Below are 19570 nucleotides of genomic sequence, written 5' to 3'. Positions count from 1 at the left end.
TTATTATATACTCGGTACGGCTTCGCAGCGGGTAAGACTTGAAATATACAGCGTATTCCAGGTTTGTGAAGTGTAGGGACACGGCAGTGCCGTGTCCCTACGGGGAACTCACTAGAGGCGGGTGTACTTCATAAATGGAATCTGCTGTATATTCCAATCCGGCAACAATTTCAGTACAAAACCCGCCGCAATGAGGCGACAGAATTTGAGTGGGGTCAACAATTCGAGGCTACTCAAACAATTTTTGGCTGTTCCGGGTCTTTTAGCGCATCTCCTGTAGAGTTTACAAACTATAAATCAGCTTGTATTATGAAACTAAACATCCGACTTGCTTGTTTGCTAGCACTCTCAACTTTAGCTGTTGGAGTCTTCCCCGCCTCAAGCAATCCCGTTGGTTCTCCTCAAACTCAACTCAACGAAATTACTGTTATTTCCAACAATATCGAACTCAATCGGGCAAAAAACTTAGCCCGTCAAGCAGCAGAAATTGCTAATGGGGGTTTGGGGAAATATCGAGCCGAAGCAGCGATGCACGGTACTTCGGCCCAATCGCCTTTTGTAGACAATGGCAATGGTACTTGGACATTTACTTTTAAAGGTTACAAACCCGGTTCGTCTGTCTATACGGTAGAGACGGTTGTTACTGTTTCCCAAGAGGGGAGGGTAACAGTCGATTACAACGGGCCAATTCGCGACTCAAACCCACTTTAACAACACTTTGGACAGTTTCGATCGCCAATCGTATGATTTTAGGCGATCGTCTGGTGCAAGCTGCGCTAACAGGCGATCGAACTGTCAGCAAAGTATCAAGAGTTTTAGCTTACCCTATACAAACTGTTTCGACTATTGTTACCCGCAAAAAATCCCTGTAACAAATAAGCTGTTCTGCATTGAGATTTAATAGCAGTTTCCCAAAGTCATAAAACTGTATCAACTCTCCCCACTATTACCTCATGATTAATTCCCCATTGTTCACTCTCAAAGGCTAGGAAAGGCAGATTGAGAATTGCTAGAGTCTTGTGACATCTATTTATAGTGATTCAAAGGTGGCGGTGAAGCCATCTAAGGTCAAGCACTCTTCCATAAACTCTTCTACGTCATTGACGTTTTCCAGTTGATATTCCATGATGCGTTGACCGTCGCCTTTCATCTTTTTGGAAGAAAGAGGCGTAGCCGGATATTTGGCAGCAATTGCTTTGAAAGCTTTGGAATGGATATCCCAGCTTGCTGCAGAACATTTAATGATTAAAAGCCACACGATCGAATTCCTCCTAAGGTTTGGTTTACTAACAGTCTAGAGTGAAGCTTACCTCGACAGTGCCGATAAATCAAGGTATTCTGTTGTTTGGAAAAAAGCTAAAAGCCGATCCACTATGCGAGCGACACCACCTTTAACATTAGACTCAACATTCAAAGGCATCACCGGATCGTGTAGCGATAAGCGTAACAGAAACCAGCCGGATTCGCTAGCTGACGTGCAGGAAATTCGCAGACCTTCATAGTTATTCGGAACGATTTTCCAGTCGGCTTGCATTGACACAAATTCTTGCAGTTGCTCGATAACGCGATCGCCCTGCGCTTTGAAATCATCCACACCAATTTTAATCCGAAATTCTGCACTTTCTTCGGGTTCTTTTAAATTCGCAATTAAATCCGGCAAAGATTGATTGGCCAGCTTTGATTTAGCTAACTCAATCAATAATTTACTGACCAAGTAAGCGCCATCATCTAGAAAGTAATTTTCTTTTAAAGCTCCATGTCCAGAGGTTTCAATGGCTAGCCATGATTCCTGTCCGGCTTCATTGAGGCGAATCGACTCGTCAATCACATTTTTGTAGCCGCGTTTAAAGCGATGGTGAATCCCTTTTAAATCCTGTTCGATGAATTGCGTTAAGCCATCGGAGGTGATAGAATCGGTGACAATGGTAGAGCCTGGGTGCTCTTGCAATACGATCGCAGAAATCAAGGCAATTAAGCGATTGCGATTAAGTTCATTGCCCGCTCCATCGACAGCCGCACTGCGATCGACATCGGTATCAAAAATAATCCCAAAATCAGCTTGATGTTCAATTACCGCTTGACAAATTGACTGCATTGCCTGTTTATCTTCGGGATTGGGAACATGATTGGGGAAAGTGCCATCGGGTTCTAAAAACTGACTTCCTGTGGTGTCTGCACCTAAAGGTTTTAAAACGCGATCGACATAAAATCCGCCAGCACCATTCCCCGCATCCACAACAATTTTTAACCCTGTCAGCGGCTGTTCAAAGTTATCGGGATGATTGACTGCTTCCCGAATTTTTGTGACAAATTGGTGAGCGTAAACGGAGATAAAATCATTTTTGATAATTTTACCGGGCGCTGCGGCTGACTGAAATTCATTAGTGGCAGCTAGTGTTAATATCTCGGTAATATCTTGTTTTTGTAAGCCACCTTTGGCGGTGAAAAACTTTAAGCCGTTGCGATTGAATGGCAAATGGCTAGCAGTGAGCATAATCGCGCCGTCGCAATCAAAACCAGGGGTTATGGTACTCATAAACATGGCGGGGGTTGAAGCCATTTCAAAATCGTACACTGTTGAACCAACTGAGGCGATCCCGTCCATGACTGATTGCATTAAGGTTGGCCCTGATAGGCGACTGTCACGCCCGATCGCGATCGTTAATTCTGCGGCGGGTTTGTTGACTTTTTGCACCAGCCAACTGACAAAGGATTGACCTAAGATTGTGGCTATTTCTGGCGTTAGGTTAACTTTTTCACCGGGAACCCCTTCGAGGGCGATACCGCGAATGTCTGAGCCATTTTGAAGCTTTATCCAGTTGAAGTTTTGCATAAGAAGTGATAGTAATTAGAAGGTAGAAAGTAAAAAAGCCTCGGCAGTTGAAACCGATACAAACAAAGTTCGCCTAAGCTTACAGCAGGCTTCGCCCGCGCGGACTAATAAGTAAAGAGGGTAGAAATCTCGGATTCGCTATTATGCGTTACGGTGATAGAGTTTTTGAATCCAATTATCAGAATTTTTGCCCCATCACCGCTGAGATTAAGCTCTCATTCCTCAGTCGCGTTCAACGCTGTAAATTGCCTGCAATCGGAACTCACCGTGAGCGGGAACTTCCACAATATCTGTAGCCGCATTGGTAGTTTCTACGCAAAGCAAGCGCTGATAATCTGCATCATCAAGGTCGGCCATGTTTGCAGAAATTGTCACCCAAGGATTCCACACTACGGTGGATTTGCTGCCAGAGGATTTAATGCGAATCCGACGATTGAGGGCGCTATCGTCAATGACTAATTCATTGCTGACATCGAGATAAATGCGATCGACTTCACCTGTTACTACCACTGCACCTCCTTGAGTTTTTTCTACACCACCATCAACTTTATCAAGATACTGGCTATTTTCTAAACCCAAAACCTGCACGCGGTTGATATCGCCGATTTGGAAATAGGTGTGGAAAGCTTGGGTGAGGGGAAAGGCTTTGTCACCGAGATTGCGGGTGATTAATTCTACAGTGAGGCTGGTACCGATCGTAATTGCGATCGCCAGTTCAAAGGTTTGGGGCCAAATTGCTCTTGTTTCCTCGGTATCTTTGAGTCCTAGAATGACTTTGGTTGCGCCGTCAGGGGTTGTGGCGGTGTTGACGACATTCCAGAGGCGATTCCGCACAAACCCATGACTGGGACGCCCCAAGGCTTCGGGATCTGGGCCAAACCAGGGCCAACAGATGGGTATACCGCCTTTGATGGCTTTACCTTCGGCGTAGTAGGCTTTTTCGCTGACGAACATCAAGTCTGCGGTTTCGGTGGCTGGTTGGAAAGAGAGCACTTGGCCGGCATACACAGAAATTAAGGCTTTGGCTTGGCCGTTGTCGATGTGAATCATCGGGAAACCACCGTTTCCGGTGGCGAAGGTGAGGTGGCCGGCAATGCCGTAGTCTGTGTTTAATTGGTCAATACTCATGCTGTTTGCCTGGTTAATTGCTTCACAATTATCCGATATTATGGTGGTTAGATTTTTTTGTATTGTTGAGTTTGACCTGGGAGGGTGCGATCGGTTAACACAGTGGTGATGTGGAGAATGATGTGTGTTGCGATCGATCGAACTTCCGTTCAGACTCTTGAATTAGCACATGATTAATGCTAGCTTCACGTCTTCACATCAATCCATTTTCTGCAAATTCTCACTGTTTATTACCATAGATGCCATACCAGTAGCCCGAATCATTGACTTTCAGGAGCTACCCAGATGATACCATTAAGAAAAGCGCTAAAAGGTTGCTGATTCAAGTGCAAACAACAGCTTTGAAACTCAGGTAATTATCCATTCTGAGGTCTCCGTCTATTTCTTCCCAATGGATGCCTTAGCCAGCGCCGCATACTTGCCACTTCTGGTGCTGTGCGGGTGTTGCATTCAGCAATCGCGGATACGAAACTAGAGGGACGGTAATGGTTTGCCCATCTATCAAATTGAGGCTAATTGTGTCTTTGGTAAAATGGAGTTGCTTAAGTCTCTCATCCGTTTGAATTGCCAAAATACCGATACCCAGCCTGAATAAAATTTGCTGATTTTCTTGTACGATCGAGTGTAGTTTCCAAAGTTTTTGGATCGTGAATCCAATTTCACTCCCTGATAGGGAGTTAGGTTAATTGCGGCTAAAGAATGGGAGGCAGCAATAAGTGAAAGTTAAGTTTCAATCCCTGATAGGGAGTTAGGTTAATTGCGGCTTTGCGAGAGGCTGAGTTTGAGAAGTTTAAATTAGTTTCAATCCCTGATAGGGAGTTAGGTTAATTGCGGCCAACAAAAGCATTGGCATTTTCACCAGAGCAATAAAGTTTCAATCCCTGATAGGGAGTTAGGTTAATTGCGGCCTGACAGTGGGGTACAATTCCGATCGGGACTACAGTGTTTCAATCCCTGATAGGGAGTTAGGTTAATTGCGGCATAATATACCCGCGTCCGGTGTCTGTAACTGAGGGTTTCAATCCCTGATAGGGAGTTAGGTTAATTGCGGCGCAATCGGGATGGGCGACTAAAGCCAGTCGCCTACCTAGTTTCAATCCCTGATAGGGAGTTAGGTTAATTGCGGCTCATACCGAAGGCTATCCGCTTGCAACGTTATTGTAAGTTTCAATCCCTGATAGGGAGTTAGGTTAATTGCGGCTAATAAATGTGAAGGCGTATCGGGATTCATAGTCGTTTCAATCCCTGATAGGGAGTTAGGTTAATTGCGGCTAAGAGCCATTACACAATACTTGTTACTGCCAGTCGGGAATATGTTTCAATCCCTGATAGGGAGTTAGGTTAATTGCGGCGCAAGAGTAAGCGACTGTTTTTAGGTGGTCAATTCGGCGTTTCAATCCCTGATAGGGAGTTAGGTTAATTGCGGCGTCGCTTGGGTTCGTCTCTGTACCCATTAGCATCTTGTTTCAATCCCTGATAGGGAGTTAGGTTAATTGCGGCATGATAATGTTGCCGCCGATCGTCCGCTAATTAAAGTTTCAATCCCTGATAGGGAGTTAGGTTAATTGCGGCCAGATAGCAATGGGCTGAGAGGTATAAAATTACAGTTTCAATCCCTGATAGGGAGTTAGGTTAATTGCGGCCCCGATCGGCCGCCGCGTATTTTGGGGACGTGAAGTTTCAATCCCTGATAGGGAGTTAGGTTAATTGCGGCCAACGGCTGGTCAAGGCATACGCCAGCCGGTTTAAAAGTTTCAATCCCTGATAGGGAGTTAGGTTAATTGCGGCAAAAAAGTCATCTTCTGTTGCGGCTTTATATGAAATGTTTCAATCCCTGATAGGGAGTTAGGTTAATTGCGGCTTGACAACAACGGTTGTTGTCTGTAAATATAAAGGAAGTTGAAGTTTCAATCCCTGATAGGGAGTTAGGTTAATTGCGGCCATGCGGCAGCGCGTAATCTCAAGTCTAGTGAACTGATAGGGAGTTAGGTTAATTGCGGCATATAGCCCGTGTCAGAAGCCTTACAGTATTTAGTTTTCAAGGTACTGTTCCGTGAACCACCTACAAAATATCATTTCAGCCACCGCCCTGTCAAGAGACACAAACTTCAACAACCATGAAAGCCATACTCAGTAATAATTCCAGCGTTTCCGCGAATCGATTTTTCAAGCAGAGAGGCTCAAACCCTTGCCGCACCAGCCATACAGCCGAAAGATTTGACCCCCTCAAAAAAACACCTACCCATTCACGGAAATTCCACGAACCGGAAAGCGATTAAACACTCGCGACTGCTAACAGTTCCTCAGCCTCTTTCTCGTTCATCTCGTCGAGTTTTTGCCAAACTTGCTGCATCAATTCATCCAATCCAACTCGACTCACAGCGGAAATCAACAAAACAGGAGCGCCGCTAATTTCTTTAAGTCTGCTGATTAAATTACCGATTTCTTCGCTTTCGAGGTCGATCGCATCTACCTTATTAAAAGCCAAAATCTGCGGTCGATCGGCTAAACCGCGCCTGTAAGCCTTCAATTCTTCCTGAATAGTGACATAATTGGCGATCGGATCTTCATCCGTAATATCGATCAAATGCAGCAGCAACCGAGTTCGTTCGATGTGCCGCAAAAACTCGTAACCCAAACCCGCGCCCTCGTGAGCTCCTTCAATCAATCCCGGAATGTCGGCAAACACCGTACCGTCGCCGGTGGGTTTTCTGACTACACCCAAATTCGGGACTAAAGTTGTAAACGGATAATCTGCTATTTTGGGACGAGCCGCAGACAAAGCTGAAATTAAGGTGGATTTGCCAGCATTCGGCATCCCGAGAATTCCCACTTCAGCTAATAGCTTCAATTCCAGCCGCAAAAATTTGTGTTCTCCTTCTTTTCCCGGCATCGCATAATCTGGAGCGCGGTTGGAATTTGTCAGAAAACACTTGTTTCCCAAACCGCCTTTGCCGCCTTTGGCAACGCAAAAAGTCTGTCCCGGCGTCACTAAATCTGCTAAGATTGCCTGAGTTTCCGCGTCGTAAACAACTGTACCGCAGGGAACTTCGATCGTGCGATCGTCCCCAGAAGCCCCGGTCATATTCTTCGGCGCGCCTCGCTTCCCGTCTTCGGCTTTAAAAATGCGGTTGTACTGAAAATCTAGCAGCGTTTGCAGGCTTTCCACCGCCACCATAAACACAGAACCGCCCCGCCCGCCGGTGCCGCCGCTCGGCCCGCCCGCCGGTACGTACTTTTCTCTGCGAAAAGCTACCATACCGTCGCCGCCTTTGCCGGCTGCGACTTGAATATCTGCGCGATCGATAAATTGCATAATTTAGTCAGCAGTCAATAGTCAGTAGTCATTAGTTATTATGATACCCTATCCAGGTACAATATTCCTTTTTTCCTTTAGTCCCCGTCGGCGGAGGAAAGGCAAGTTTAGTCGCGATTTACAGTTACCGGAAACATATAATTATACCAATGCTGAAAAGTAGTGGATAGCGACAAATTGTACGCGAGCATTTGTAGGGAAACCAAACTGCCGTTTCCGGCTCCTAAATCTGCAATTTTTAATAATTTTTATAAGATTGAGGATAGTACCAATACTTTTGTTAAATTAGTATTATCACAGCAGATTTGATATTAGCAGGACTCACGCACCAAAACTGAATAAGCCTCGTTTTTACAGCCAATACCTCGCAAAAGAATCTGAAACCATTGTGTTGTCCTGTCGGACACTTAAGTTCTGGATATATCTAATGGGGCGGATAGCTGTAACGATGTTTTTCGGCTAAAAAAATCAGTTAATCATAGCGGCAAGGTGCGCAGTGCGCACCTTACAAATAGAGGTTTTGCTTCCTGGAGTGAATTAGCAATTAGCACTTCCCAATTCCCAATTCCCATTACCCCTAACAATATATCGAGACATCTTCCTTACATTCATCTGCCAAATAGCAGAGAGCTCGAAAGCGCATCCCCACCAACTGTTCGTAAAGCGGGTTAATCTTGCACATCGCCGGAATGTGCACGATTTTGCGTCCGAATAACACGACATCTCGCTCAAACGGACACTGCGGCGGAATCATTTTGCAGACAAAGTGTGCCACTCTCGGGTCGTGAACTTCCCAGGCGTCAAGCCAGTCTTTGACTGGTTGCAGGACATTTTTGTGGTGAGGTTGAGGCAGTCGAGATGAAAGCGGTGTTCCGATGGGGGTGGCATTTACATCAAAGACTATTTGGCTGCTGGGCCCCTGGGCATCGCACTTGCTGTCTTCGATGGTGTGTCGCAGAGCTTCGATGGCCTCAACCTTGTGACCCAAAGCTGTGCAAAACTTGTAGATTACCTCGTCTTCCGAGAGCGAGTAGGTACCGTCTGCCAAGGCTACCATTACTGCTGTTCTCAAAAAATTCTCGCCGTTGGCCGTGCTTTTCCCTAAAACATCAGCTAGTTCCTCTGGGGCAATCGGTTCAAAATTTCCCTCAAAAGATACAGAATTTAGTTCATCCTGAGTTAGATTCGCAATCATTTTTTGCTCGTCTTCGTCATAGTTGCCGTCTGCCCAAGCAATTGTCAGCAATCCGCGCAGCCAAGCGGTAATCTCTTCATTGGTGCAGGAAGATTTCGCGTTACTCATGAGCATTTCCAGTTGGATATACCAGTCAATTTGTTCGTTTACAGCGGGATAAATATTCCCCTCCCAATAATTTTTACTGCTTTTGTGTTCGCTCAATCTATTTGTTGAAGGTTGGTGCCTGAAGATTGCTCCAAACGCTTGTAGTGGACGTGTTAAAAGCATATTTTTGTCTCAGGAGCATCGCTAACTAGCGAGCTAATCTATTAGCTAATCCTTTTCCCCTAAAAGGTCATCTATCTGGAGGAATAGGTTTGTTTGATTCATCTTAACTCTAGTTGCACCGATCGAGAGAGCGATCGAATTTTATTCAAGTCAGATTGCCCTGACCAGCCCAATTTTTCGCAAGCAATCAAAGGTTTGCAAGCGTTGGATCTAATCAGACACTGGGTTTCTCACCCAGGGGCGATCGAACTTCGCTCTCTTTACATCTTAATATATATTTTTGTAAATTTTTGTGTGCAGGCTGGGCAATATTAACAGCGAGCCGGCTTCAAGCTGTTGAAATCAAAATATCTGAGGAAACTATTACCGCCTGTTAAGGATTTTGATTGCTGTGTCCGTTTAGGGCAGACTGATTTTTTTAACTGCGGCGGCACAAAATCCAGCGCAATTCCATTGGCGGGCGTCCGTTTGCCATTGGGAAGACATCTCGACCGGTGGCCCAACTGGGAAACCAGGGCGTCGGCGGCCAGGCTCCTTCTGGCAGGTGGTGGCGTTCGTACTCAAACACCAATTCGTCGGATATTTGGACTAAGGGCAACCCTTCCATTGCAGTGGCGAGTTCTTGGGGGGTAAATAAAGTAGACCAAGAGAGTTGGGCAACTTGTCGCACGAGGGCATCTGGCTGGTAGTCGCCGACGGTTAAAAACGTGCTGAACAGCAAGAGACCTCCGGGAGAGAGGGAATCGCACATTTTAGCGAGGAAAAGCCGTACTTGATCGCTGTCTCGAAAATGCGAGATGACTTCGGCGGCAACTGCCAACTGGTAGCGGGCAGGTTTCATCCGCATTAACGGGTCGAGCACATCGCCTTCAATAACTGTCACGGGAAGATGTTCGGCTGTTACTGCTGCTTTCAATTGTTCTGCAAAAGCTGGAGTTAGTTCGACCGCATCTACAGAATAGCCCAATCTCGCCAGGGGCAAGGTATTGCGGCCGGTACCAGCCCCCACGTCCAATATCCGCACTCGATCGGGTGTACCCAATTTAGCAGCCGTTGCCATCAATTTTGCGTCTGGATGAGAGCCGAAAAGCGGAGGTTCTCTGGTGTCTACCCAGCTTTTGTACTGTTCTCCAACTGTTGAGGTAGTAACAATCACTTTGCAAGCTAAACCGGTTTGCGGCGGCTGCACTGATTCGTATTGCAGGATCAGCAGCGATGCTGTGGAGGTGCGGTAGCCTTGTTCTAACTTGCTGGCTAAAAGCTTGCTGAGTTCGTCTCTGCGTTCTTCTGGCAGGGGTCTGTCGAGTGTGCGAAATAGCTGTTCTATCGCCTTGAGATAGTGGCTTAGCATTCCCGGTACGCAGGGGAAAACTAATTCTCCGCGAGCGTTTATGCGAGTATTAATTTTGTAGAGGATAGCTTGCTGGAGAATGTCGGGATTTACTACTAGCGGTAGCTGTTCGGTTTGGTCGATCGTACTTTCGGCGCCCATAAATTCCGCGAAGAAGTCATTAGTTATTAGTTATTAGTCATTAGTCATTAGTCATAGGGAAGTCTTTTGAGAGCTAACTGTACAATTTAAAAGTATAAAAAAGCCGATTTTAGATTTATTTGGTTTGGTTGCTTAGTCTTTTTAGATTGTTGAAAATCCGATTTGAGAGCTTTATTTTGCATAAATCTCAAATCTCAAATCTCACATCAACCAAGCCCAAAACCCGAGTAGGTCCCAAAATCGGAGTTAATATCTCGATAAGCTGTAGCGCATTTAAATTGTATGTTTCACGGCGAGGTGGAAAAAGCGTCAAATCCTCTCGCCTTCTCCCCCTCTCTCCTTCCCCCCGTCAGCCATAACAGGCAATTTATATGGGTAGCAACTTAAAGCGGGGCTTAGTTGCTGCCGGTAAAAGTCACTTCGGGGAACTTTGACTGAGCTTCAGTCATCGGCCGCCGTCTGCCTTCCTCTTGCCAGTAGTTGATTACTTCTGTAGCTTGGTTGAGGACTTCGACGCGATCGTTGTCAGCAATCCAGTGTTTGGCTTCGAGTTCGTTTTTGAGTTCTTCCCACGCATCCTTGCGGGGCCAGAAAAAGTAAGCTGTCAGCGGGCTAGTTCCTTTGCCGACAACTTGGTCAACGGCGAGGGCAACATTCTCTTCTAGCCAGAGAACTTTTAAGATAAACTTGGACAAGCAAACCTCCAGGGTTCCGATCGAACTTGTTAAAAATTTCTACAATCGCTAAGCGTAGCACACTCTGTTCGATAATGAGTCATCGGCCATTAAAAGTTTTCTGGCGCGGCTGGTTTTAGCGCCTCTCAGGGGCTGGGAACAGATAAAATTTGGGTTCTCACCCGCCCTAGGTACAAGGATAGTTAAGTTGTGAACAGAGTTATTTTAGTCTTCGACATTGACGGTGTGGTGCGGGATGTGTCCGGTTCCTACCGGCGGGCGATCGCGGATGCGGTGGAACATTTCACGGCGGGTGCTTTTCGCCCGAATTCTCTCGATATCGACTCTCTGAAGTCTGAGGGAGTGTGGAATAATGACTGGCAGGCGTCTTTCGAGTTAGTTTGCCGTTATTTTGACGGAATTGGGCGATCGAGAAACCAAATCGCTCTCAACTATGACGAATTAGTGGCTTTTTTCCAAAGTCGCTATCGCGGGCCCGATGAGAAAAATTGGACTGGTTACATTTGTGACGAACCGCTGTTGTTAAGTCCGGCTTACCTGGAAAATTTAACAGTTGGGGACATTGTTTGGGGCTTTTTTAGCGGGGCGATGCGGGATGAAGCTGCTTATGTTTTGTCAGGGAAACTGAGTTTAAAATCCCCCGTGTTGGTGGCGATGGAAGATGCACCGGGAAAACCCGATCCGGCTGGACTTTTCGCAGCAATTGAACAGTTGGAAAACCTGCACGGTTTAGAAAAAAATTTGCCCGTGATTTACGCGGGAGATACTGTTGCCGATATTTACACGGTTGTGAATGCGCGGGAAGTGCAACCAAATCGGGTTTGGCTGGGGACTGGAATTTTGCCACCTCATGTTTTGGATGATTCTGTGCGCTGCGATGCTTATGCTGCAGCGCTGAAAACTGCTGGTGCAGCAGCGGTTTTCAGGAATGTCGAAGAGTTGACGGCTGCGCGGATTCGAGAATTAGTCAATTGTTAGTTGTTAGTTGTTAGTTGTCAGTTGTCAGTTGTTAGTTGTCGAAATAACAAATAACCAATGATATCGTTTCCGGTTGTATCGGAATAATAAAATCGAGTCAACAGTTAACAGTCAACCATTCAGTTTTTCGACCCGCCCGTCAACAGTCAACAGTCAACAGTCAACAGTCAACTTTCCCTTTGAGATTATTTCAAGTGCAAGAACTTGTCTAATGCACTGACTGCAACTGGCGGCCAGCGGCGGGTATTGGCAACCCAATCGAGGTCTTTGTAGCGGGAATCGAGGCCGACTGCTGCTACCCAATTGCTCTCAGCTTCACCGCGCTTTCCTGCTTCCCAAAGACAGGCGCTAAGGGCGGCTCTCATGTCTGCAAATTGAGGGTATCTTCGGACGATATTTTTCATGTTGCGAATTGCTTCTTTTGTTTGCCCGTTTTGATAAAGTGCGAGGGCGTGGTTGGCGCGGGCAAAGGCGTATTCGGGGGCTAATTCAAAGGCTTTGCTGTAGTCGGCAATTGCTTGTTCCCATTTTCCTAAACCTGCTTCGGCGTTGCCTCGGTTGTTGTATGCGGCTGGATCTTTGGGGTCTAATTCTAGCACGTGATTGTAGTCGGCGATCGCTTCTTCCCAGCGTCCTAAACCTTCTAAGGCGGTGCCGCGGTTTAGGTAGGGATCGGGGGCGTCGGGAGCTAGTTCCATCGCTTTTTCGTAGTCAGAAATAGCGGCTTGTAGTTTGTTTTGGCTGACTCTAGAATTGCCTCGGTTGCTCCAAGCGGCGGCTTGTGAGGGAAATTTGTCAATAATTTGAGTCCAAAAAGTTTCAGCGGCGGGAAATTGGCCTTCATTTGTAGCTTCAAAAGCTTTTTGAACGAGTTCTCCCAATTCCTGTTGGGGATCGGCGATATCTGTTGGTTGTACTTGTGCGGCAGCGGGCGCGGTATTCCCCAACCACACTAACGCGGTTACAATTAATACTGTAAAAAATGTGAAAAGTGAGCGGATCATCGTTGTTGGCAGTTTAAACTTTACTAAACATATTATTAACCGAATTTGCCGGCGTAGCTTCGATAGTACCAGTTTCAAAAAAGGATGTGACTGTAGGCAACCTTCAAACCCTTATTTCATCAGTCATTTACAAATCTAAAATCTAAAATCTAAAATCTAAAATTGTATAAGTTAGGGGTGATTCGGTGAAAAAACGGTTGCTAATTTTAGGCGGAACGGGAGATGCTGCTGAATTGGCTGCCAGAGCGTCTCAAATCGCTGAAATAGAGGTGGTATCTTCGCTAGCAGGACGCACTCAACAGCCTTTTACCCCAAAAACGGGTACGGTGCGAATTGGGGGGTTTGGTGGGGCGGCTGGGCTGGCCGAGTTTTTGCTCGATCGCCCGATCGACTTGTTAATTGATGCTACTCATCCGTTTGCGGCTCAGATTTCTGCCAATGCTGCTGTTGCTGCTGCTGAATGTAATGTGCCCTATTTGATGCTGGTGCGTCCTGCTTGGGAGAGGGTGGAGGGCGATCGCTGGATTGAAGTTGCCAGCCACTCGGAGGCTGCAAGGGCTTTATTAGGGCAGTCTCAGCGGGTGTTTCTCACCATTGGCAGGCAGGAATTGGCTGCGTTTGCGGGTTTGGATGCTATTTGGTTTTTGATGCGGGCGATCGATCCTCCTGCACTAAATACTCCTGTACCTAACGGTAAATTGTTATTAGCAAGGGGGCCTTTTACATTGGAAGACGAGCGAGAATTGCTGTTAGAATATCAGATTGATACAATTGTTAGTAAAAACAGCGGGGGCGGTGCTACTTATGCTAAAATTGCAGCGGCTAGGGAACTGGGAATTTCTGTTGTAATGGTGCAGCGACCGCAGATTCCAGATGTTGAGCAGGTTGATAATGTTGAACGAGCGATCGCTTGGTTAATTAAGCAGTTATTAGTTATGAGTTATTAGTTACATCCTTGGGGCGATCGGAATGTGCCAGCGCGCCTCAACTGAGCTTGTAGCAGCCAGACGGCAAGAATTGCTCTCCCCTTAGTCTACAACCACCTAGACTACTATCAGCAGTTGGGGTTCAGGTCGCGGATTTGACGGGGTGACAACCCCTCTGTCTGTGTCAGAGCGATCGATTTAAACTCTTCTGAGTACAAGGCTTCCGGTTTTTTGTCACTGCGTCAGGAGAATTACTCTAATAACCATACCAAATAAGGAGACTCAAATATATGCAATACAAAAACGGTATGCCAATTGCCATTATTGGCGCGGGAATATCCGGCATTACGACAGCCCATATTCTCAATAAAAATGGTTTCCAAGCAGTTGTTTTCGACAAATCCGAAAAGCTTGGCGGAGTATGGGCACTTGCATACCCAAACGTACACCTGCAAAATATCAGGGAACAGTATCATTTATCTGATTTTCCCTGGCCGTTCACGCCTGATTTACATCCCACCGGAGAACAAATCCTGAATTATTTGGAACAAGCGGTCAACCATCTAAAGCTTGATGTGCGGTTAAATCATGAAGTTATCGAACTCAAAGAAACAGAAGATGGCTGGCTATTAAAATATAAAAACCAGGAGGGCGTTCGCGAAGAATTATTTGGATACGTGGTTATCTCAGTCGGGCAATATACAGAAGGAAAGTATCAACCTGAATTTCCAGGTATCGAAGATTTCGGCGGGAAAATCATCACTGAACGGGATGTGCGCGCGCTTGATATATTCGACAATCAACGAGTTGTAATCGTTGGCTTCGGAAAGAGTGCTTTGGACATGGCGACTTTCGCAGCCAAACAAGGCGCGCAAGTAAATCATGTATTTCGTACACCGCGCTGGCTTATCCCAGAATGGATTTTGGGCGTACATTTTACCTACGCATTATTCAGCCGTTTTGGAACAGTGATGATGACAAGTTGGGCACATCCAACCGCCATTGAACGTTTCTTGCACAATCGCCTTGGCTTCATTGTTTCCGGTTTTTGGGATTTGATTGCATCCATCTTCCGCTTTCAAGTTCAGCGAAATGTTTCTGGAAAAGGCCAAGAGGCCCAGAGTCGCATCAAAGCTGTACAACCAGACCACAAACTATTGCCTGATTTACGTTCAGCCACAGCGGTTGCGCCTGAAGATTACTATCCGTTTATTGCAGAAGGAAAAATCTCGCCACACCGTGCAGAATTATCTAGTTTTTCGCCAGAAGCAGTAAAGTTGAAAAATGGTTGCGAGATTCCATGCGATTTAGTCATTCTATCTTTGGGTTCGCAAGCGCCAATTTTTCCATTTTTGCCCGATAAATATCGAAAAATCTTGGAAACCGAACCCGATGGCGTGCAGTTATATCGCCACTTGCTTCATCCTCGCATTCCTGGCATAGCCTTTGCCGGATTCAATCATGGATTTATGCACGTGCCTGCAGTGGAGGTCGCTGCACAATGGCTGTGTGCTTACTTGCGTGGTGAACTTGAGTTACCTTCCAGCGAAAACATGGAAAAAAGTATTGAATATATCCGTCAGTGGAAACGCGCAAATATTCAATTTGAACCTTCGCGATCCTGTGCAGTAAATACTCGCTTTCAACAATATATTGACATCATGCTTAAAGATCTGGGTGTTTCTCCTTATCGAAAATTGCCTAACATTTTCGCAGAGCTCTTCGGCAGATATCAACCATCAGATTATCTTGGCGTATCCGAAGAATATAATCATAAAAAGAAAAGTCGCTCTACTCCACTACACCCTCTTCCGTTGGATACATGATTGCTTCCCTAGCTTAAGTTGTTACCTTACCAACGGGCACTGCCTGGGAATAAAACCGATCGTCGGCTCTACCTCCAATTACAATCACCAAGACCCAATTCCCAATGCCAAATTACTTGGATTTTTTCACACTCTTCAAAGAGTTAAGATGATTGTTCATCTTTTGCAAGTATGTTTCTAAAACTGGATACTGCGAATTTGTTAAGAGCGAGTCTTTTTTCTTAGTTACTGTTTGTTTTAAGGCCAAAATTCGATATTTCATTTGATTGTTTTGAGGATAGCGATGTACCCAAGTAGGAATAGGTGTTATCCCAGTAATTTCTGTAGTTTTTTCAGTAATTTTTTTACGAAAATTTACTTGAAAAATCACGCCTAAGTCTGTATAATTTTTGGTTTGACCGGAAATGAAGTTTCCCATTGAATAAATTGCTACAGCTTTGCGGGTTTTCCCATTTTTTCCGGGGAATTTAAATATTTTGTAAGGTTGGACGACGTGGGGATGGCTGCCGAGAATGATGTCTGCACCAGCTTTTAATAGGTTTTGAACTAATTGTTTTTGTTGGGCGTTTGGCTGTCGCTGATATTCATCGCCGAAGTGCAGGGAAATTGCGATGACATCGGCTCCTTTGGTTCGGGCTTTGGCAATATCTTTGACTATCTTTTTTTCGTCAATTAGCGAAACTAAGTAATCTTTGCCTTGGGGTATGGGAATGCCGTTTGTGCCGTAGGTGTAAGCGAGAATAGCTAGGGAAATGTTGTTTTTGGTGCTGATTAAAATTCGTGAAGCCTCCGCTGCAGAGCGGGCTGTTCCTGTTGAAGCAATTTTACGATCGCTCAGATTGGCGATCGTCCTAATTACTCCTTTTTCTCCACGGTCTAAAGCATGATTGTTCGCGGTTGTCAAGATATTAAATCCTGCTTTTTTAGCAGCATCCGCTAATTGAGCCGGTGCGTTAAATAGCGGATATCCCGTATATCCGCCCGCATCTTCCCCCGCTAAAGGTGTTTCGAGATTTCCGATCACCCAATCGCCTGTTGACAGGATACTTTTAACTGGTGCGAAGAAACTGTCAAAATTGTATGTTTTCTTTTTTGCGTCGTAGCCCGATCGCGTTTGGGTACTGTGCATCATGATGTCGCCGACAGCAATTAGTTTTGCTTCTTCGATCTCAGACTTGGGTTGGGCGGGAACAGGGGCTGCAATTGGCGATCGACTTTCTGTAGGCTGTGTGTTGGTTTTTGGCGTTTGGATATTGCAGCCTGCGATCGAAAGCATAGCAATTAGTGAAAACGGCAGACGAAAATTCATAATTTATGAGAGCGATTTTTCTCCTTATATGGTATCATGACCAGGACTTAAGTTAATAACATAAGTCTGTCATTGCGAACGGTAGTGAAGCAATCGCAGCATCTATTTTTCCTGGGTTCTAAGTAAGTCATCCTAACTCAATTAGTTACGACTAAACATATGAAAAAAAACTATCTAATTCTCGCCTTTATTGTTTTTGTATTAATTACAGGTTTTGGTGTTTTCACTTACGCTCAAACTTCGGGCGATTCCCTTCGGGATAGCTTCGCTTCACGACCTTTTGAATTTGCCTTGATTGGCGATTTGCCCTACAGTGCCGAACAGGAAGCACAATTTCCGAATTTGATTGCAGATATCAATCGATCGCCCGCAGCGTTTGTAGTCCACGACGGCGACATTAAAAACGGTTCTAGTGTCTGCGATGATGCAATTTTTGTCAGCCGCAAGCAGTTATTTGACAATTTTGAGAGGCCGTTTATTCTTGCCTATGGCGATAATGAATGGACGGATTGCCACCGATCGAAAAACGGCAGTTACGATCCTGTAGAAAGACTCGCTAAACTGCGGGAAATATTTAGCAACGGTAATCAAAGTTTGGGAAAGCGTACCTTAACTCTCACCCGTCAAAGCGAAAACCCGCAGTTTGCTAAATTCCGCGAAAATGTTCGCTGGATTTATCATGGCGTTGTGTTTTTCGCGATTAATATGCCGGGAAGCAACAACAATTTTGGCCGCACTCCCGAAGCAGATGGAGAATATGCCGATCGCAATTCAGCTAACTTAGCCTGGATCAAAGAATGTTTTGCTTTAGCCAAACGCAGCAACAGCAAAGGAATTATGTTAGTTGCACAGGCCAATCCGGGATTTGAACTCGATCCAACGGACAAAAGAAGAAGTGGCTACAACGATTTTATCGCAACTCTGGAAACAGAAACAGGCAATTTCTCAGGGCAGGTTGTATTCGTCCACGGCGATACTCACTATTTCCGCATCGATAAACCTTTACCATATTTTACTGATGAGACTCAATTACCGAGAATGAAAAATTTTACTAGAGTTGAAACTTTTGGTTCTCCCAACGTGCATTGGTTGCGGGCGTTTTATGACCCAGAAAATCCTAATCTATTTGAGTTTAAGCAGCAGATTATTCCGCAAAATTAGGCGAAATAGCACAATTTTAATGCAACATAAATATTTTTTGCTTAGACTGAAGATAGGTAGAATCGAGGAATTTATATCAACTCCGGTAGCATCGGAATTAATATTACCCACAGTCAGGACACCGCGAGAGCAATGCCGTGTCCCTACAATTAATCGGGGTAGCGACACAGGGTAAGAGTATCTCAATCAGTCTTGACACAAGGAGTTGAGAAGAAGCATCATGTACTCATCATTCATCGCAGCCCGTTTCCTTTTCTGTCGCAAGCTAAGCTTGAGAGTGGTTTCTTGATTGACAGCATTAAGGGACATCCGTCTGATCGCAGCCAAGTTCCGAGGGCTATTCAACGACCGAATGCGACATATATCTTCATTAAAAGTGACATCTAAAATCCAATGTTGTTGATTTTCAATACTCCAATGTTGGCGAATAGCGCGACCATTCCGCTTTAGCATCTACGGGTAAAGATCTCAGGTAAAACTGTACTTCATGAGTGGTTGTGTTCCACAAATAACGGAAACTTTCTACTATAACAAACAATAGTCAGAATATCTGCCCAGTCTTCTTGTTTGTAAAGTCGTCCGAGTGCTGCCACTGGAACCGCCCAAACTTTTATAGTTTCGACTCGATGATGTGCTTTTGGAGTTTAGACTAAGCAGGTCAAAAAGTGCGCTCGCGAGCGAGACTGGCAAACATTCATCAAGAACGGCAACGGTCGCTGGCGACAAGCTATGAGGTTCACGATGAGATAGATACCAGCGACTGCTGACGTTCTCTTTGATATTGCGACTGACTTATGTCACGAGCTGCCAGAGAATTAACGCCGACAATGTGAGGGTATAGTTATACTTGAACAAGGTTTCACCTGAAGCGTGACACAAACATCGAAATAAAGTTCAAAAAAAACTGTCTGCGATTGTAACGACAGACAGCATCAGGGTAGAAAATTGAGAATGAGCGCAAAAAATCTCAAATCTACCTGCAATCTCTGTTTGAACAATTACGGGAATTTCGTCAACTAGCTTATCAATACTTGGGTCAAGCCTGCATACGCCACCTTTGAACTAGCAGACGCGATAATCACGACTCGTCACGTCTCATGCGCGAGGAGATTTAGCCCTCAATCCCTTATTTCGGCGTGAGTGTAAGAGCGCCTATGAAGCACTACAAGACTGTAGACCAGACGCCTGACCAATTGATGCAACTATACATCCAACAGATATCACAAGTGGAACGTCCAGTATTAGCAATCGATCATACAGCGTGGTTAAGACCCCATGCACGTACCCTCAAAGAACGTACCTATGAACATCAACCCACAGCCTTACCCCACGGTATACCTGTCGGCATCGGTCAAGGATATAAGCTGCTACGCAGCTAAACCGGATAAAATAGCATTGCCTTTATTTTTGATTTTTCGATCCCATTTAATAACCATT

General features: G+C 45.4%; 16 protein-coding genes, 1 pseudogene and 1 CRISPR repeat array. Of the genes and pseudogenes, 6 read left to right on the top strand and 11 right to left on the bottom strand.

Annotated features, from left to right (window positions below):
* The first annotated feature begins 309 nt into the window (after nt 1–309).
* Nucleotides 310–711 carry a hypothetical protein gene (locus QUB30_RS22140; protein WP_333337509.1) on the top strand — a complete coding sequence of 134 codons (402 nt, stop codon included), beginning with the start codon at nt 310–312 and terminating at the stop codon, nt 709–711.
* A gap of 319 nt (nt 712–1030) precedes the next feature.
* On the opposite strand, the gene QUB30_RS22135 is transcribed toward QUB30_RS22140, so the two are convergent.
* From QUB30_RS22135 to QUB30_RS22100, 8 genes are all read right to left on the bottom strand, one after another.
* On the bottom strand, nt 1031–1258 hold the full coding sequence (locus QUB30_RS22135; protein WP_333337507.1) for a hypothetical protein: 228 nt from the start codon (nt 1256–1258) through the stop codon (nt 1031–1033).
* Nucleotides 1259–1306: 48 nt separating this feature from the next.
* On the bottom strand, nt 1307–2833 hold the full coding sequence (locus tag QUB30_RS22130) for a phosphomannomutase/phosphoglucomutase (protein ID WP_333337503.1): 1527 nt from the start codon (nt 2831–2833) through the stop codon (nt 1307–1309).
* Nucleotides 2834–3055: 222 nt separating this feature from the next.
* A complete protein-coding gene (locus QUB30_RS22125; RefSeq protein ID WP_333337500.1) occupies nt 3056–3961 on the bottom strand; it encodes a D-hexose-6-phosphate mutarotase in 906 nt (301 codons plus the stop codon).
* Nucleotides 3962–4361: 400 nt separating this feature from the next.
* Entirely contained in the window at nt 4362–4532 is a 171-nt protein-coding gene (locus QUB30_RS22120) for a DUF2442 domain-containing protein (RefSeq protein ID WP_333337498.1), read from the bottom strand.
* Nucleotides 4533–4617: 85 nt separating this feature from the next.
* Nucleotides 4618–5962: direct repeats of the CRISPR family, unit length 37 nt; unit sequence GTTTCAATCCCTGATAGGGAGTTAGGTTAATTGCGGC.
* A 274-nt stretch (nt 5963–6236) separates the two neighbouring features.
* A complete protein-coding gene (obgE, locus tag QUB30_RS22115; RefSeq protein ID WP_333337495.1) occupies nt 6237–7277 on the bottom strand; it encodes a GTPase ObgE in 1041 nt (346 codons plus the stop codon).
* A gap of 577 nt (nt 7278–7854) precedes the next feature.
* A complete protein-coding gene (locus QUB30_RS22110; RefSeq protein ID WP_333337661.1) occupies nt 7855–8586 on the bottom strand; it encodes a Mo-dependent nitrogenase C-terminal domain-containing protein in 732 nt (243 codons plus the stop codon).
* A 574-nt stretch (nt 8587–9160) separates the two neighbouring features.
* A complete protein-coding gene (locus QUB30_RS22105; protein WP_333337492.1) occupies nt 9161–10234 on the bottom strand; it encodes a class I SAM-dependent methyltransferase in 1074 nt (357 codons plus the stop codon).
* Between the two features lie 395 nt (nt 10235–10629).
* Entirely contained in the window at nt 10630–10941 is a 312-nt protein-coding gene (locus QUB30_RS22100) for a 30S ribosomal protein PSRP-3 (protein WP_293181450.1), read from the bottom strand.
* A gap of 177 nt (nt 10942–11118) precedes the next feature.
* Here QUB30_RS22100 and QUB30_RS22095 point away from each other — a divergent pair, with 177 nt between their 5' ends.
* Nucleotides 11119–11907 carry a TIGR01548 family HAD-type hydrolase gene (locus QUB30_RS22095; protein WP_333337490.1) on the top strand — a complete coding sequence of 263 codons (789 nt, stop codon included), beginning with the start codon at nt 11119–11121 and terminating at the stop codon, nt 11905–11907.
* Between the two features lie 185 nt (nt 11908–12092).
* Here the strand turns inward: QUB30_RS22095 and QUB30_RS22090 are convergent, their stop codons facing one another.
* A complete protein-coding gene (locus tag QUB30_RS22090) occupies nt 12093–12911 on the bottom strand; it encodes a tetratricopeptide repeat protein (protein ID WP_333337487.1) in 819 nt (272 codons plus the stop codon).
* Nucleotides 12912–13096: 185 nt separating this feature from the next.
* On the opposite strand from QUB30_RS22090, the gene QUB30_RS22085 reads away from it, so the two are divergent.
* Together QUB30_RS22085 and QUB30_RS22080 are read left to right on the top strand one after the other, a co-directional pair.
* Nucleotides 13097–13858: a cobalt-precorrin-6A reductase gene (locus QUB30_RS22085; protein ID WP_333337483.1), complete on the top strand. Its 762-nt coding sequence runs from the start codon at nt 13097–13099 to the stop codon at nt 13856–13858.
* A gap of 269 nt (nt 13859–14127) precedes the next feature.
* Nucleotides 14128–15663 (top strand): NAD(P)/FAD-dependent oxidoreductase, encoded by a 1536-nt coding sequence (locus tag QUB30_RS22080; protein WP_333337480.1) that lies wholly within the window; start codon nt 14128–14130, stop codon nt 15661–15663.
* 112 nt (nt 15664–15775) lie between these two features.
* Here the strand turns inward: QUB30_RS22080 and QUB30_RS22075 are convergent, their stop codons facing one another.
* Nucleotides 15776–16972, bottom strand: coding sequence for a CapA family protein (locus QUB30_RS22075; protein WP_333337477.1), 1197 nt, complete (start codon nt 16970–16972; stop codon nt 15776–15778).
* A 159-nt stretch (nt 16973–17131) separates the two neighbouring features.
* On the opposite strand from QUB30_RS22075, the gene QUB30_RS22070 reads away from it, so the two are divergent.
* Entirely contained in the window at nt 17132–18133 is a 1002-nt protein-coding gene (locus QUB30_RS22070; RefSeq protein ID WP_333337474.1) for a hypothetical protein, read from the top strand.
* Between the two features lie 186 nt (nt 18134–18319).
* Here QUB30_RS22070 and QUB30_RS22065 read toward each other — a convergent pair.
* A pseudogene (locus tag QUB30_RS22065) lies at nt 18320–18771 on the bottom strand (ISAs1 family transposase); the annotation flags it as partial.
* 516 nt (nt 18772–19287) lie between these two features.
* Between QUB30_RS22065 and QUB30_RS22060 the strand changes: the two are divergent.
* Nucleotides 19288–19512, top strand: a complete 225-nt coding sequence (locus tag QUB30_RS22060; RefSeq protein ID WP_333337471.1) for a hypothetical protein — start codon at nt 19288–19290, stop codon at nt 19510–19512.
* Nucleotides 19513–19570 lie beyond the last annotated feature (58 nt).

Origin of the sequence: Microcoleus sp. BROC3, assembly GCF_036702515.1 — a bacterium.
Lineage (GTDB): Bacteria > Cyanobacteriota > Cyanobacteriia > Cyanobacteriales > Microcoleaceae > Microcoleus.
This window is presented reverse-complemented; position numbering and strand designations above follow the sequence as displayed.